Below are 15,872 nucleotides of genomic sequence, written 5' to 3'. Positions count from 1 at the left end.
CCTATGGTGAGGAATTGAATGCGTCAATGAAAGGCAAAAATGAGCTCGCCCGACCGTGTCGTGAACCCCCTCCTTGCCGCTCTGGCACCTGAAGAGGAAACCCCGGTTCCAGCAGCAGAGCGCCCCGACCCGCGCACACACCCCGACCTTCCCGCGCCGCCGAATGGCAACACCCCCGATCCGGTGACGGCCCCGGCCTCGTCCCCGAATCAAGGCGACGACCAGGCCCCGGCCCCGTCAGTGAACCCCGACCAACCCGAGTCCGTCGACGCGGCTGCGGAAGCGCCCGTCAACTGGAGGGTCGCCATCGCGGCGACCGTCGTGGTCCTCCTCTTCCTGGCGCCTGCCCTGCTGGTGCCCCACCGGATGAAGGACCTGCTCCAGGCGACCTCCGCCACCGTCATCAACTCACTCGGGTGGTACTACACACTGATCGTCGTCGGCTTCGTCGCATTCGCCCTGTTCCTGGCCGTTTCCCGATTCGGCGACATCACGCTGGGGCCCGATGACGAAGAGCCGACCTACTCCCGGACCAGCTGGTTCGCCATGCTCTTCGCCGCAGGTATGGGCATCGGCCTGGTCTTTTGGGGAGTGGCCGAACCACTGAGCCACTACACGGTGCCCCCGCCCGGCACCGACGCGTCCTCGCCCGCCGATGTCGCCCAAACCGCAATGACCACCACCTTCTTGCACTGGGGCCTGTCGGCTTGGGCCATCTACGTGGTCGTCGGTGTGGCAGTGGCCTACATGAGCCACCGCCGCGGTCGGCCGGTTTCCCTCCGGTGGGTCCTGGAACCTCTGCTGGGAGAGCGCGTACGCGGCTGGCTGGGTGACCTCATCGACGTGACGGCGCTGGTCGGAACCCTTTTCGGAGTGGCCACCTCGCTGGGGTTCGGGGCCACCCAATTCACCTCGGGCATGGAATTCCTGGGTCTGGTGACATCCTCGCCCATCGTCTTCGTCATCGTCGTGATCGTCATCTCTGCGCTTGCGGCCCTGTCGGTGGCTTCGGGCCTGGACGCGGGCATCAAGTTCCTCTCCAACGCCAACTTGGTCCTGGCCGGGCTGCTCATGGTCGCCATGCTGGTGCTGGGACCCACCCTGTTCATCCTGCGTGAACTGGTCCAGACCATCGGACAGTACGTCGAATACTTCATCCAGATGTCCTTCCGCACCCTGCCCTACCAAGGCGGGGACGGTGAGGCCTGGTTGGGCAGCTGGACCACCTACTACTGGGGATGGTGGATGAGCTGGTCGCCCTTCGTCGGCGTGTTCATCGCCCGCATTTCCCGCGGACGTTCCGTGCGCGAGTTCGTCACCGGCGTGCTGCTGGTGCCCACCCTGCTCACCTTCCTGTGGTTCTCCATCCTGGGAGGCACGGCCCTGTGGCACGAAATGCACGGCGCCGGCCTGACCGCCACCCCGGGCTGGACGACGACGGCCCTGTTCAAGGTCGCGGACCTGCTGCCGGGTGGCCCAGTGCTCACCGGCCTGTTCATGGTGCTGCTGGTCGTCTTCTTCGTCACCAGCTCCGATTCGGCGTCCTTCGTCCTGGGGATGCTCTCCGCCAACGGCTCCCACAACCCGCCTCTGGCGCTGCGCCTGCTGTGGGCCGGACTGCAGGGAGGGATCGCGGCTCTGCTGCTGTGGGTCGGCGCCTCCCAAGGGGCTGTCACCGACGGCCTGAGCGCCCTGCAGGTGCTGTCGATCCTCACGGCGTTGCCATTCTCGGTGGTCATGGTGTCCACCTGTGTGTCCATGACGAAAGCCTTCGACCACGAGCACCAGCTGACGATGCGCGCCGAGAGGGCGCTGCTGCGCGAACGCATCACCTCGCTGGTCGAACACACCGTGGATCGCAGCCACCGGCGTCGCGCGAAGGCGCCGGACATCCCGATGTTCACCTCGCCGCGCAGCTCGTGGATCCCGCGCCTGCCGAAGGGCCCGTCCTCCCCCTTGGGCAGGCGAAGGAAGAAGTGACCGGTCCCGCCAGATTCGTCCTTCGGTGCGTTCAGGACGAATCTGGGCATGTGGCGCCTCGGATTTCGGCACGAGGCGCCAGCGGTCTCGCCACGAGGGCAGGGTTCGTGGCTGCCTCGCCCACCGGTTAGGCTGGGAGCGTGAAGGTCCTGTTGGTGGGAAACGGGGGACGTGAACACGCCCTCGCCCGCGCCCTCGTCCGAACATCCGACACCACGAACCCGGTCGACCTCGTCGTCCAGGCGGGAAACCCGGGAATCGACCCTCTGGGCCACCCCGTCCCCTTCGACGCCCTTGACCCGGCCGCGGTGGCCGACCTGGCCACCCGGGAGAATGCGGACCTGGTCGTCATCGGGCCCGAAGCCCCCTTGGCCGCCGGAGTTGCCGACGCCGTTCGCGCCGCAGGGATCCCCGTCTTCGGGCCGAGCAGGGCCGCCGCCCAACTCGAAGCCTCGAAGTCCTTCGCCAAACAGGCGATGAACCGGGCCGGAGTGGCCACTGCGCGCTCGCACACGTGCACCACCATGGAACAGGTGGACGCCGCACTGGATGACCTGGGTGCACCCCATGTGGTCAAGGACGACGCCCTGGCCGCAGGCAAAGGAGTCGTGGTCACCGCGGACCGCGAAGCAGCCCGCGAACACGCCCGCGCGTGCGTCGAACGCGAGGGCGGCGCCGTGGTCATCGAGGACTACCTGGACGGCCCCGAAGTCTCCCTGTTCTGCCTGTGCGACGGTACCGACGTGATCCCCCTGGTGCCGGCGCAGGACTTCAAGCGGCTGCTCGACGCCAACGAGGGCCCCAACACCGGCGGCATGGGTGCCTACAGCCCGCTGCCCTGGCTGCGTGAAGACCTGGTCGCCGAGGTCGTCGCCGAGGTCGCGGTGCCCACCGTGCGCCACATGGCCGAACGCGGCACGCCCTTCGTCGGCCTCCTCTACTGTGGACTGGCCCTGACCAGCAAAGGCACCCGAGTCGTCGAATTCAACGTCCGCTTCGGCGACCCGGAGACCCAGGTGGTCCTCGAACGGCTGGACTCCTCGCTGGCGCAGTTGCTCCACGCGGCCGCCACCGGAACCTTGGCCCAAGTGCCCGCCCCCACGTGGTCCAGTGACGCCGCCGTCACCGTCGTCATGGCATCGGCCGGCTACCCCGGCACGCTGCGCACAGGCGAAGAGATCACCGGCGTCGACCAAGCCGAAGGTCTGCCCGGAGTCACCGTCATCCACGCCGGGACCAAGACCAGACTCATCGGCACCGAGGGCGCCGGTGAAGGCAACTGTTGCGGAGTCGAACCCGAAGAGATCCTCGTCAACTCGGGCGGACGCGTCCTGGACGTCACCGCCCGCGCCGCAACCGTCGAAGCCGCCAGGGCCGCCGCCTACGAGGGCGTCGACCTGATCCACTTCGACGGCGCCCAGTACCGACGGGACATCGCCACCTGGCCGGCCCGCCTCCAGGCCTGAACCCGAACGGGGAGGACACGCGAATGAGTGACGCACACCAGCTGATCGACGGATGGGAGCACGTGTCCTCCGGGAAGGTCCGGGACATCTACGCCCCGGTCGACGCGATCGCCTCCGGCGCCGCACCGGATCGCTACCTGATGGTCACCTCCGACCGGATCAGCGCCTATGACTTCGTCATGCCCACCCCGATCCCCGACAAGGGCAAGATCCTCAACCAACTGGCCATCTGGTGGATGGACCAAGTGGCCGACCTTGTCCCCAACCACCTGCTGCGCGGGGGCGACGGCGCCTTGGCGGAAGTGCCCGAGCAGGTGGCAGGTCGCGCCGTCGTGTGCCGCGCACTGGAGATGGTGCCCGTCGAATGTGTCGTGCGCGGCCACCTGACCGGCTCCGGCCTTGCCGAGTACGAGAAGACCGGGTCCGTGTGCGGCATCGGCCTGCCTGAAGGCCTGGTGGAGGCCTCGAAGCTGGCCGACCCGATCTTCACCCCCGCAGCGAAGGCGGAGCTGGGCGAACACGACGAGAACATCTCCTTCGGCAAGGTCGTCGACATGGTCGGCGAGGACCTGGCCTGCACCGTGCGCGACCTGTCCATCGCCCTGTACGAGCGCGCCGCCTCCATTGCCGCCGAACGCGGGATCATCCTGGCCGACACGAAGTTCGAGTTCGGACTGGATGCGACCTCGGGCCAAATGGTCCTGGGCGACGAGATCCTGACCCCCGACTCCTCCCGCTTCTGGCCCGCCGACCGTTGGCAGCCCGGCCGCATCACCCCCAGCTACGACAAGCAGTACCTGCGCGACTGGCTGTGCTCCCCGGCTTCGGGTTGGAAGCCCTCCTCCGGCCAGCGGCCGCCCTCGCTCCCCGACGAGGTCGTCCAGGCCACCCGCCGGCGCTACCTCGAAGCCTTCCGCCGCCTCACCGGCGCCGAACCGGCGCTCTGAAGGACCTGCCGCGCCCTCGTCCGACAATCCACGAACCACCCGCCCACCCCCCGCAGCCAGCGGACCCGCACCCGACAAGGAGACCCCCGTGGGACGAATCATCGTCGAAGTGATGCCCAAGCCCGAGATCCTGGACCCCCAGGGCAAGGCCGTCGGCAGCGTCCTGCCGCGCCTGGGCATCGACGCCTTCACCGCAGTGCGCCAAGGCAAGTGCTTCCACCTGAGCGTCGACGGCCCGGTCACCGAGGCCCTGCTGGCCGACGCTCGCCGCGCGGCCGAAGAAGTCCTGTCCAACCCCATCATCGAGGACGTCGTGCGCGTCGAGGCCCTGCCCGAGGACGGAGCCGCCCAGTGACCACGGTCGGAGTCATCACCTTCCCGGGCACCCTGGACGACCGCGACGCCGCCCGCGCCGTGCGTCTGGCCGGGGCCGAGCCCGTGGCCCTGTGGCACAAGGACCACGACCTGCGCGGAGTCGACGCAGTGGTCATCCCCGGCGGCTTCTCCTACGGGGACTACCTTCGCTGCGGGGCCATCGCCGCCGTCGCCCCCGTCATGACCGAGGTCGTGCGCGCCGCCGAGGCCGGCATGCCGGTCCTGGGCATCTGCAACGGCTTCCAGGTGCTGGCCGAAGCACATCTGCTGCCCGGCGCCCTGATCCGCAACGACCACCAGAAGTTCCTCTGCCGTGACCAGGTGCTGCGCGTGGACAATGCCGAAACCGCGTGGACGAACCTCTTCGAGGCGGGTGAGCTGCTCACCGTGCCGCTGAAGAACGGCGAGGGGAACTTCCAGGCCGCGCCCGAGGAACTCGCGCGCCTTGAGGGCGAGGGTCGCATCGTCTTCCGCTACGTCGACATGAACCCGAACGGGTCCGCCAACGACATCGCGGGTGTGACGAATGCGCGCGGGAACGTCGTCGGCCTCATGCCCCACCCGGAGCACGCGGTCGAACCCGGTTTCGGGCCGCTGGCCGTGGACGAGGCCGGGGTCAGCGGCGGGCACGCGGGCACCGAAGGCCTGATGATCTTCGCCTCGGTCCTCACCGCCCTCGCGGGCTGACGCTGCCGCCTCGCGTGCTTGCCGCAGGAGTGGGTCCGCCGAACACGAAGAACGAATCCCACGGATCGACGGACGAATCCAACGAAAGCACCGACGAATCCCACGGAAGGGGCGAGGCCGCGCCCTCGTCCTACCGACACCGACCACAACGCCGCCGCACCACATACGGAGCACACATGAGCACCGACGCCCCCACCCAGCCCCGAGAACTGCCCGACACCGTCGAGGACGCCGCCGCAACTCCCGACAAGGACATCCCCTGGGCCGAACTCGGCCTCAAGGCGGACGAGTACCAGCGCATCTGCGAGATCCTCGGACGTCGCCCCACCAATGCCGAACTGGCCATGTACTCGGTCATGTGGTCCGAGCACTGCTCCTACAAGTCCTCCAAGAAGCACTTGGTCGAACAATTCGGCAAGCGCACCACCGATGAGATGCGCCGCCACCTGCTGGTCGGCATGGGACAGAATGCGGGAGTGGTCGACATCGGCGGCGGCTGGGCCGTCACCTTCAAGGTCGAGTCCCACAACCACCCGAGTTTCGTCGAACCCTACCAAGGCGCCGCCACCGGCGTCGGCGGCATCGTGCGTGACATCATCTCCATGGGCGCGCGGCCCGTCGCCGTCATGGACCAGTTGCGATTCGGCGCACCCGACCACCCGGACACCGCGCGTGTGGTCCACGGAGTCGTCTCCGGTGTCGGCGGCTACGGCAACTGCCTGGGCCTGCCAAACATTGGCGGCGAGACCGAATTCGACCCCTCGTACCAGGGAAACCCGCTGGTCAACGCCCTGTGTCTGGGTGTGCTGCGCCATGAGGACATCCACTTGGCCAACGCCACCGGCGAAGGCAACCTGGTCGTCCTCTTCGGTGCGCGCACCGGCGGTGACGGCATCGGCGGCGCGTCGATCCTGGCATCGGAGACCTTCGAGGACGGGATGCCGGCCAAGCGCCCCTCCGTGCAGGTCGGCGACCCGTTCATGGAGAAGGTCCTCATCGAATGCTGCCTGGAACTGTTCGCAGCCGGCGTCGTCCAAGGCATCCAAGACCTGGGGGCGGCAGGGATTTCCTGCGCGACCTCGGAGCTGGCCTCCAACGGCGGCTCCGGCATGCACGTCGACCTGGAAAAGGTCCTGCTGCGTGACCCGACCCTGACCGCCGGCGAGATCCTCATGTCCGAGTCGCAGGAACGCATGATGGCCATCGTCACCCCCGAGGACAAGCAGCGTTTCTTCGCGATCATCGACAAGTGGGACGTGGAGGCCTCGGTCATCGGGCACCTGACGGGTGACGGGGTGCTGACCATCGACCACTTCGGACACCGCATCGTCGAGGTCGACCCGAAGAGTGTCGCCCACGAGGGCCCCGTCTACGACCGGCCCTACGCGCGACCGACCTGGCAGGACGCGCTGGTTGCCGACTCCACGGACCGCCTGCCGCGCCCGACCACCGGCGCGGAGCTGGAATCGCTGATCGGTGCCGTTCTGGGCGATGTCAACCAGGGGTCGAAGGCGTGGGTCACCGACCAGTACGACCGCTACGTCCAGGGCAACACCGCCTTGGCTCAACCCGATGACGCCGGCGTGGTTCGCGTCGACGAAGCCACAGGCCTGGGGGTGGCCCTGTCGACGGATGCGAATGGCCGGTACACCAAACTCGACCCCGCCGAGGGAGCCAAGCAGGCGCTGGCGGAGTCCTACCGCAACGTCGCCGTGGTCGGCGCCGAGCCGCTGGCCGTCACCGACTGCCTGAACTTCGGCAACCCGGAGGACACTGACGCCATGTGGCAGCTGGTGACGGCCATGACGGGCCTGGCTGACGGCTGCGTCGAGCTGGGCATCCCCGTGACCGGTGGAAATGTGTCGCTCTACAACTCCTCCGGCACGGTCAAGGGCCGGCCGGACTCGTCCATCAACCCGACCCCTGTGGTCGGCATGTTGGGTGTCATGGAGGATGTGCGCCGCGCGAACCCCTCCGGTTTCACCGAGGAAGGACTGGCGGTCTTCGCCCTGGGCACGACCAGGGCGGAGCTGGATGGTTCGGCGTGGGCGCGCATCTGCCACCGGCACTTGGGTGGGGTCCCTCCCAAGGTGGACCTGGCGGCGGAGGTCGCCTTGGGCAACGTGGTGCGGGCCCTGTCCGCGGTGGACGGGCCGGACGGCCGCCCGCTGGTGCGCGCCGCCCACGACCTGTCCAACGGTGGGCTGCTCCAGTCCCTGGTCGACATGGTCCTGCGTTTCGGCGTGGGTGGGTCCTTCGACGTGACGAGCCTGGGTGCTGCGGAGGGGCTGAGCGACTTCGAGGTGCTCTTGTCCGAGTCGCAGGCGCGGGCCCTGGTGGCTGTTCATGAGGGTGCCGCCTCTGCGGTGATCGCTGCCGCCCAGGCCGAGGGTGTGGCCGTGGAGCGTCTGGGGGTCACTGGCGGAGACCTGCTGGTGGTCGGCGGCGCGGACTTGTTGCATGAGCTCGGTAATGGTGCGGGCTGGGTGACTTCGGTCGAGGATCTGCGTGAACTGACGGAGAGGCCGTTGCGCTCGCGCTTCTGAAGGCCGGGAGAGCTGTCGGCTGTGCCCGTCCGGCTCGGCCGGGCGCCATCTGGACCGGTGCGGATGCAGGCCGGGGCGGAGCGTCCCCTCAGGTCGCGTGGCCGACTGTGCGTCGGGGGAGCGCGACGGGTGGATGACTGCAGCGCGAGCAGGTGCGCAGAGCCCGAATGATCCCCTTGTCGGGGGAGAGGACGCAGCCGTACGTGGCTGGAGCGCCCGGGTTGGGACCTTCTGTGTGGTGCAGAGCACGAACCCCTGGATTGTCCTGCTTGCACGCACAGCCTACGCTGTTAGTTGAACGTTCAAGCGCCACGGTTCGTGGCAGATGAAGGGACACCCAATGACCACAATCGCGTACATCGTCGGCTCGACCGCCGCTGACTCCCTCAACCGTCGCCTGGCCGGCGCTCTCATCGCGGATGCCCCGGAGGGCGTCGACTTCGTCGAGGTGACGATCGCCGACCTGCCGATTTACAACGCCGACGACGACGCGAACTTCCTGCCTCTGGCCCGCGAGAAGAAGACGACCTTGGAGGGAGTCGACGGTCTGATCGTCCTGACCCCGGAGTACAACAAGTCCGTGTCCGGCGTCCTGAAGAACGCCATTGACTGGATCTCTCGCCCGTGGGGAGAGAAGTCCCTGTCCGGCAAGAAGACTCTGGTGGCCTCCGCAGCCATCTCTCCGCGTGCCGGCGCCACCGCCCGCGAGCACCTCAAGGAGATCCTCGGCCAGATCGAAGCCGAGCCCGTGGACGCCGCCGAGATCGGCCTGTTCGTCCAGAAGGACCAGTTCGGCGAGGACGGCCGCATCACCGACGCCGAGATGCAGGCCCGGGTCAAGGCTGCGATCACCGCCTTCGTCGAGGCGCTTCGCGCCTGAGTGGCTCTGACTGAAACACCGAGCGGGTCCCGTCGCCAGATGGCGTCGGGACCCGCTGTTTCACGTGCCCTGAGTCCTGGCCGACCCCGCCCTCGTCCTCGGGGCGCCGCGCCCGGCCTGCGGCCCGCCTGTGACGACGCATTGGGGATTCGACCTCGGCCGAGGCCGCCCACGTACTGACCATCTGTGGCCAGCGGCTGCGTGGTGCGGATTCACCTTCGAGCCGGTGACAGTGGCGCGTGGTGTGGCTCAGGCGGGCGACATCCGGGCAAAATGGAAGTGTCCATCGGCAAAGGAGCTCTCATGGGCCAACAAGTCTTCTCCGTCATCGACGTGGAAACGACCGGACTGTACGCGCGCCGTCATGACCGGATCACCGAGATCGCCCTCGTGACCGTCGACCGGGACGGGACGATCGGCGAGCGTTGGGAAACCCTGGTCAATCCCGATCGGGACCTGGGTGCGACCCGCCTGCACGGAACCTGCGCGGCGGATGTGCTGGAGGCACCGCGCTTCGAAGAGATTGCCGACGAGGTCGCCTGGCGCCTGTCCGGGACGGTGCCGGTCGCACACAACCTGGCATTCGACGCCGCTTTCCTGACGACGGAGTTCCAACGGGCGGGACGCCCGCCACACCCCACGTACTTCAGTGACGGATTGTGCACGATGCGACTGTCCAGCCGATACCTGCCCTCGCCCAGCCGCAGGCTCGGGGCCCTGTGCGACCAGATGGGCATCCGCATCGACCACGCCCACTGCGCCGGCGATGATGCGCAGGCGACAGCCGAACTGCTCAGCACCTTCATCAGCTCCGAGCCGTCACGCGCATTCTTCGACATGCCCTTCCGTGCACCCGCCGTGACCGAATGGTCTGTGAATGAGCCCGCGACCCACCCGGCGTGCCGTCACAGGGGCGCCGCCCCGGAAGAACACGTGCACTTCCTGGCGCGCATGGTCCAAAGGCTCCCCGGGGACATCGTCTTCGGAGGCGAGGCCGAGTACTTGGATCTGTTGGATCGGGCGCTGCTCGACCGCCACTTGTCGGCGCATGAGGAGCAGGCGCTGGTGGAGTTGGCGCGGGAATGCGACGTCGACCGGACTCGGGCGGAGAGCCTGCACCGCACCTACGTGTCGCAACTGGCGGCGGCCGCCATGCGCGACGGTGAGCTCTCAGTCGAAGAACGCCAGGATCTGCGGACGGTGGCCGACCTGCTTGCGGTCCCGCAGGAGGTCCTGGACGCAATCGTGCAACGAGTGTCCCATTCGGATGAGGGTGGTCGAAGGTCCTGAACTGCTGGACCTGCTCGCATGGCGACGCACGGCCACCTGCGGAAACGCCTGCCACAAAAGACGGATGGCTTTCCGTTCTCAGTTCCGATCACAGATGTGGGTGGCCATCTATAGCATGTGACGTGCTCGGCACGAGCGACCATCTCGAAAAGGAGTTCACATGTCCACCACCACCTCAGTCATCAGCTTCGACCAGCTTCATGAGGCCTGCAGTCCGGGAGGTGCGAGTGTGCTCACCTCGGTGACTCCGCTCGAGCCAGCTGCCGGACCCCACGCATCTGTCGCACCGGCGAAGTTCTCGCACAAGGACGAGAAGGACAAGAAAGGCAAGCCGGTGTTCGCCTACGAGCGACGTTTCCACGAAGGCCTGCCTGTCAAAGTCGTCCTCATCGACTCGAAGCAGTCTCAGAACAACCGATGCGAGGCTGCACTTTCGGCGGCAATCGCAGCAGGGGACCCATTGCTGGCTCGGATTCCACGTATCCGGCTCGAATACGAGAACGGTCCGACACTCACCGATCTCGATCTTCCGCACCGAGCTTTTGATGGTCAGATTCGCGCGGGCGCGATCGATGGGCAGTCAGCAACGAAGGACTCTCGTTATCGAGCCCTGCGCGATGCGACAGTGGGTGACGCCCGAGCACTGATCGAAACCAGTCCGGTGACACTCATCTTCGGAGGTTGGGATGCGCTACGCAAAAGCCATCAGGGACGCTACAGAAGCATCCTTGTCGGGGAGATCATCGGAATCCTTGCAGACCAAGAGGGGTCCGCTATCGAGAACCAATCGATGCGCGGTGGAGCCAGGATTGATCCTCTGGGAGCGCAAATTGACCTGTCGCACAAGGATCTCACTGCCATTGCCGACCAGCAGAAGGAAGAGCTCTCTGAAAAGACCTACAAGACTATTACTGGCTCAAGAGGCAAGTCAGCTCACCTAGGCCTTGGAGGGCTCCCGCCGACGCTCGGTCAACTCGGTGGGGTGACGTGCCGCTCGATCATTCGCTCCCATGTTCTCAGCTTCGCCGCTCTGCGAAACCTGCGATTCGGCTCTGCCACTCCTGAAGGTGATGTCGCCTGTCGCATGGTTCTTGCTGCTCTGGCGCTGGACGCTTTGGCGCGTTCTGATGCCGAGTTGCTCCTTCGTGCCAATTGTGACTTGGTCGAGGCCGGTCCCTCGGTTGTCACTCTTGACCAGCGGTACGGGAACAAGCTCGAACTCGCGCCAATGACCATTGCCCAGGCAGATGAGTTGTTTGCGAAGACCCTTGCCTACGCTGAAGAGCATGCTGGCCTGCAGTGGCAAGGTGTAACCCTTGTCGTCGAGGGAAATCGCGCTGTTCTTGCGGCTGCAGGTGACACTGACGGCGAAGAGGATGTCTGATGCCGTCTATTGGAATCCAGGCTCGTTTCCCGTTGGGGGTGTACCATGGTCATACCTCAGACGGAAGTCCCGACCCATTTCCGACGCCAGTCCGCCTGTTTTCCGCATTGTTCAGTGCGGCCTGCACGGGAAGCAGTGCCACGCCCGATGGTCAAGCCTCTGCCGAGGCCCTCGAAGCTCTGGCATGGCTCGAGGGGCATTCTCCAGAGGGTCTCCTGTTTCCTGCAACCATGCCAGTCGGAGAAGACCGGCAGACAATTGTTTCCTACCGATACACTGGTGCCTTCAAGAATGGGAAGGAGCCCAAGAAGGCTTCGAAGGCCATATCGGATGGCATGGCTGTCCATGGCGCGGTCGGGTGGACATGGAGCGGGATGTCCGACCGCGTCCGTGACACGCTCGCCGTCCTTTGCGAGGATGTCCCTCACTTGGGTGAAATGGACAGCCCAGTCATCCTCGAGGTCACAGAGATGGAACCGAACTGGGTGTGGGACCCAGACGCAACGGCCTTCTCCACTGGTGGACGTCAGATTCCTGTCCCGGTTGAAGGCCGCATGCGCGTGCTTGAAGAACTCCACGCTCAGGAGAGACCGACGGAGGCCCCATCTGCGAGTGACGACAAGATGAATCAAGCGGAAGCCGTGAGAGTCTTTCCGGTTTCGACAAAAGGCGTCGAACTTCGTCGCTATGGTCCCAACACGACAATCCTGACGCATGGTTCATCACCCTGGCGTGACGCCCTCGTGATGTCGGTCGACTCAGCAGGTTCGAGCATTCCTTCGGAGCAACGTCTTGACTGGTGTGTTGCCTTCCACAAGGCTCTCATCTCTCGCATCGGCAACGATGCTCCAGCGATCGTCACCGGACACTACGATCTCGATGTTCCGCTTCCTGCGAACAGGATCGCGATCCAGTACCTGCCGGCCTCTCTTCTCAACCGATCGCAGGTTCTCCTGGACGAAGGTATCTCGGGTGTTTTCCTCGTCATGTTGCCAGGAGGGATGACCAGTGATGACTTGGGTGCAGTCTTCACTGCGTTCGCGGGGATGACTCGGCTACGCAGTCGGTGGGGTGCACTTCGGCTGCGACCGCATGACGAGCTGGTGTCAGCCTCGACATTCTGGAAACCGTGCAATCCGGGCTCTCTTCGGCTATGGTCGCCCACGCCGGTTGCCGTGCCCGAAGTGACGCGTCAGAGGGGCGAATGGACCTTCGAAGACGCCATCATGCTCTCACTGGGTTTCGTGTGGAGGGATGAACTGGGCCCAGTGTCCAAGGGCTCGGCGGGATACCGAACGCTTGTCGATCGCGTTCGTGAGAAGGGCCCGCGAGTCGTGATGTACCACAGGGTCGTGAAGCACCCGTCAGCCTACGCTCACCGTATGCCACAAGGGATGGTCGCTCAACCCTACATAGCGCAGATTGACGCGGGACGTCTTTTCGGGGAACAAGAGCTTGTGGCAATCGGGCAGAGCCGCCACCTGGGTGGAGGCCTCCTTGTCCCCATTGACGTCCCGGCCGAATTCGTGCGAGGAATGGAGAGGTGAAGCCTGTGGTTGCAATTGATGAGTTCGGTGACTTTTTCGCCGCGATTCACGGGGGTTCCCGCCCATTCGTCTGGCAGGAAGACCTGCTCCGAGAGGTCTCATCCACTGGCATGTGGCCCGACCAGATTGCAGCTCCTACCGGCTCTGGAAAGTCGTCCGTGGTTGAGGTTCATGTTTTTGCCAATGCGCTTGCAGCTTGCGGCACCGGTGCGCGTGTGCCTCGTCGACTGGCGATTGTCGTCAACCGACGCGCCTTGACTGACGCCCATGCGGACCGCGTCACTCGTATCCAAGAACTTCTCGAAGAGCCCGTCGAAACTGATGGGATCCTCACGCGAGTTCGAGACGCGCTCGTTTCCCTTCGCCCCCAAGGGGCACAGAATCGTCAGCCTCTGGTGTCCACTGTGATGCGTGGCGCAGCCGCAATCGACCGCCGGTGGCTCGACGCACCTGAAGCGTGCGCAGTCCTGTGCATGACCCCCGCGATGTGGGCATCCAGTCTGTTGTTCCGCTCCTACGGCGCCTCGGAGTTCGCGCGACCGCGCTTGGCGGGACTCCTCGCTCTGGATGCGGCTGTGGTCATCGACGAGGCGCACCTCTCCCGCCAGATCCTCGTGACCGCCAAGCGAGCGACTGAGCTTTCGCAAAGTGGGGCGGAGCTGATCGGTGTCCCCGGTCTGCAAGTCGTCGAAATGACAGCCACCCCGACCGGATCGCCAGAGCGGCCGATTGGTGTCACGCGCAGTCGTCTTGACGCTGATCCCCGCCTCCGTGCACGAGTGTGTGCCTCGAAAGCCGTCACTTACGCGCCGACGGTCACATGGCCCGCCAGTGGAAAACTCTCGAAGGACTACCGAGATTTCATTGTCGGGCATGTGATCGCCCAAGTCGAGTTGGCCAAGCAGTGGGCGCCCGATGGATCACGAACAGTGGGGTGCATCGTCAACCGAGTAGCTTCTGCGGTTGCCCTTGCCGCCGAACTGCGCAAGAAGGGGCTTCGGTGTGCCACTTGGGTGGGGCGCATGAGGCCGTGGGATCTCAAAGCGCTGAGGAACTCCACGCCCGGTCTCTTCACCACAGAAGGCTCAGCTGACATCGATGTTCTTGTCGCCACACAGACAGTTGAAGTCGGCGTCGACTTGGATCTGGCTGCCCTGGTGACAGAACTGGCTTCGGGGAGTGCATTGGCACAACGCGCAGGTCGAGTGAACCGTATGGGCCTACGACCTCGCGGACCTGTTGTGGTGGTCGGACCGGATACTCGAACCGAAATCCGCAAAGACCTGCTGCCCTACCGAGCTGCCGACCTTCGGGATGCCCGCTCCTGGGTGTGTGAACACGAAGCCTCGGGCAGCATTTCTCCCTTGTCCGTCTGTGAAGCTCCGCCCTCGCCCGATGAACGTCGGAGGGTTCTTTGGCAGCGTCCGGAGCCCTGGGACGTGGCGCTGTGGTCGCGAACCTCACAGCACCTGGTCGTCGAACCCGACCTTGACCTGTGGTTGCGGGACGATCTGGAGCCGGACGTCGAAGGTGTTGGCGTCGTGGTTCGTGACCTGCCGAAGTCCCTCGACTCGATCGGATGCGAGACACTTCTCACCGAGGTGCCCCCCATCGATGACGAGGTTTATCCCGCGGAGATCGGCACCCTGCGGACCATCGTCACCAAGCTTGCAGGAGCTGACGGTGCTCCCTTGGAGCATTCGGTACTTTGGCGCACCGGCGCAGCGGTGCCGCACTGGCAAACCTGCCTCATCGAGGGGCCGGATGCAGCTGCACGGGTACTGCAACCAGGTGACATCCTTGTACTCGACTCGTCGGTCGGATTTCTGACCGAAGGCGTCGCCGTCGACACGGGACGGGAACTTGGAGTGCCCGTCCCATTTGCCGACCATCCGTCGAGGCCCACCGTCATCACAGACCCTGATGAACTGGAGTCGTTCATCGGTCTGGATGCCGGTGAGATCCAGGAACGCTTGGGAGGGATCGTCAACCTGCCGCCAGCATGGGACGACGCCTGCGGGCCAGCATGGATTGTCCTTCGCCAGGATGAATGCGTCGAGTCCGACACTGACGAAGCGTCGAGCATCTCTCGCCATACGGCGGTTCCGCTCGACGAACACAACACAGATGTGGCCCGCCGTGCGTCCGAGCTCGCGGGAGCGATCGGAATGGATGCTTCGTGTGCCGCGCTTCTGGGCAAGGCGGGCCTTTGGCATGACGTCGGTAAGGAGGACCACCGATTCCAGCGGTTGTTGGGACAGCATGACCGGGCGGTTCTTACGCCGCTGGCGAAGAGTGGTATGCGTAGTCGTCGTGAGATGTGGCATGCATTGATGGGTTCTGGTCTGCCCTCAGGCTGGCGCCACGAGTTGGTTTCAGCTGCTGCCTACTGGGTGAAGGACAGGGATCCGCTGGCTTCCGAAGATCGCGATCTTGTCACGCGCTTGATCGGAACCAGCCATGGACGAGGACGCCCGATCTTCGATCACGATCCGCAAACCGCCGGCCCAATGTACATGGCTGCGCTCAACGAACTCGTCGGCGAGGGCGAATGGGAATCGCTGATTGCGAGGACTGACCGCAGATGGGGCCACTGGGGTGTGGCGTATTTGGAGGCTGTTCTCCGGGCTGCTGACTGCACGATTTCCTCGGAAGGGAAGTGAATAGAATGATCCTAGGAGGTACCTCATCGACCGCCCTCACAACGTTTGCCGGGCTCGGACTTGCGGGTATTCTTGAGGGCGCCGGAGCTGGGCGCGTGAGGCTCGGA

Annotated in this window: 11 protein-coding genes; all 11 read left to right on the top strand. The window is 65.4% G+C overall.

Annotation, left to right across the window (positions count from 1 at the left end; all coding sequences use genetic code 11):
* The first annotated feature begins 39 nt into the window (after positions 1-39).
* A complete protein-coding gene (locus tag I6B53_RS09890; RefSeq protein WP_216764057.1) occupies positions 40-1,980 on the top strand; it encodes a BCCT family transporter in 1,941 nt (646 codons plus the stop codon).
* A gap of 140 nt (positions 1,981-2,120) precedes the next feature.
* Entirely contained in the window at positions 2,121-3,446 is a 1,326-nt protein-coding gene (gene purD, locus I6B53_RS09885) for a phosphoribosylamine--glycine ligase (RefSeq protein ID WP_216764056.1), read from the top strand.
* Positions 3,447-3,469: 23 nt separating this feature from the next.
* Positions 3,470-4,393: a phosphoribosylaminoimidazolesuccinocarboxamide synthase gene (locus tag I6B53_RS09880; protein ID WP_216764055.1), complete on the top strand. Its 924-nt coding sequence runs from the start codon at positions 3,470-3,472 to the stop codon at positions 4,391-4,393.
* Positions 4,394-4,481: 88 nt separating this feature from the next.
* Positions 4,482-4,748, top strand: a complete 267-nt coding sequence (locus I6B53_RS09875; RefSeq protein ID WP_216764054.1) for a phosphoribosylformylglycinamidine synthase subunit PurS — start codon at positions 4,482-4,484, stop codon at positions 4,746-4,748.
* Entirely contained in the window at positions 4,745-5,455 is a 711-nt protein-coding gene (purQ, locus tag I6B53_RS09870) for a phosphoribosylformylglycinamidine synthase subunit PurQ (protein WP_216764053.1), read from the top strand. The genes I6B53_RS09875 and purQ overlap by 4 nt, the downstream gene beginning before the upstream one ends.
* A 176-nt stretch (positions 5,456-5,631) precedes the next feature.
* Positions 5,632-8,001 carry a phosphoribosylformylglycinamidine synthase subunit PurL gene (gene purL, locus I6B53_RS09865; RefSeq protein ID WP_216764052.1) on the top strand — a complete coding sequence of 790 codons (2,370 nt, stop codon included), beginning with the start codon at positions 5,632-5,634 and terminating at the stop codon, positions 7,999-8,001.
* Between the two features lie 340 nt (positions 8,002-8,341).
* Positions 8,342-8,881, top strand: coding sequence for an NADPH-dependent FMN reductase (locus tag I6B53_RS09860; RefSeq protein ID WP_216764051.1), 540 nt, complete (start codon positions 8,342-8,344; stop codon positions 8,879-8,881).
* A 303-nt stretch (positions 8,882-9,184) separates the two neighbouring features.
* The gene (locus I6B53_RS09855) at positions 9,185-10,171 is read left to right on the top strand and encodes a 3'-5' exonuclease (RefSeq protein ID WP_216764050.1); all 987 of its coding nucleotides are present in this window, start codon (positions 9,185-9,187) and stop codon (positions 10,169-10,171) included.
* Positions 10,172-10,331: 160 nt separating this feature from the next.
* The gene (cas7u, locus tag I6B53_RS09850; RefSeq protein ID WP_216764049.1) at positions 10,332-11,555 is read left to right on the top strand and encodes a type I-U CRISPR-associated RAMP protein Csb1/Cas7u; all 1,224 of its coding nucleotides are present in this window, start codon (positions 10,332-10,334) and stop codon (positions 11,553-11,555) included.
* Positions 11,555-13,102, top strand: a complete 1,548-nt coding sequence (gene csb2 / locus I6B53_RS09845; protein ID WP_216764048.1) for a type I-U CRISPR-associated protein Csb2 — start codon at positions 11,555-11,557, stop codon at positions 13,100-13,102. Before cas7u ends, csb2 begins: the two co-directional genes overlap by 1 nt.
* Entirely contained in the window at positions 13,099-15,765 is a 2,667-nt protein-coding gene (cas3u, locus tag I6B53_RS09840) for a type I-U CRISPR-associated helicase/endonuclease Cas3 (protein WP_216764047.1), read from the top strand. The genes csb2 and cas3u overlap by 4 nt, the downstream gene beginning before the upstream one ends.
* Positions 15,766-15,872: the final 107 nt, after the last annotated feature.

Origin of the sequence: Schaalia sp. 19OD2882 (assembly GCF_018986735.1) — a bacterium.
Classification (GTDB): Bacteria; Actinomycetota; Actinomycetes; order Actinomycetales; family Actinomycetaceae; genus Pauljensenia.
The sequence above is the reverse complement of the archived record's forward strand: the minus strand, read 5'-3'. Positions and strand labels throughout refer to the sequence as shown.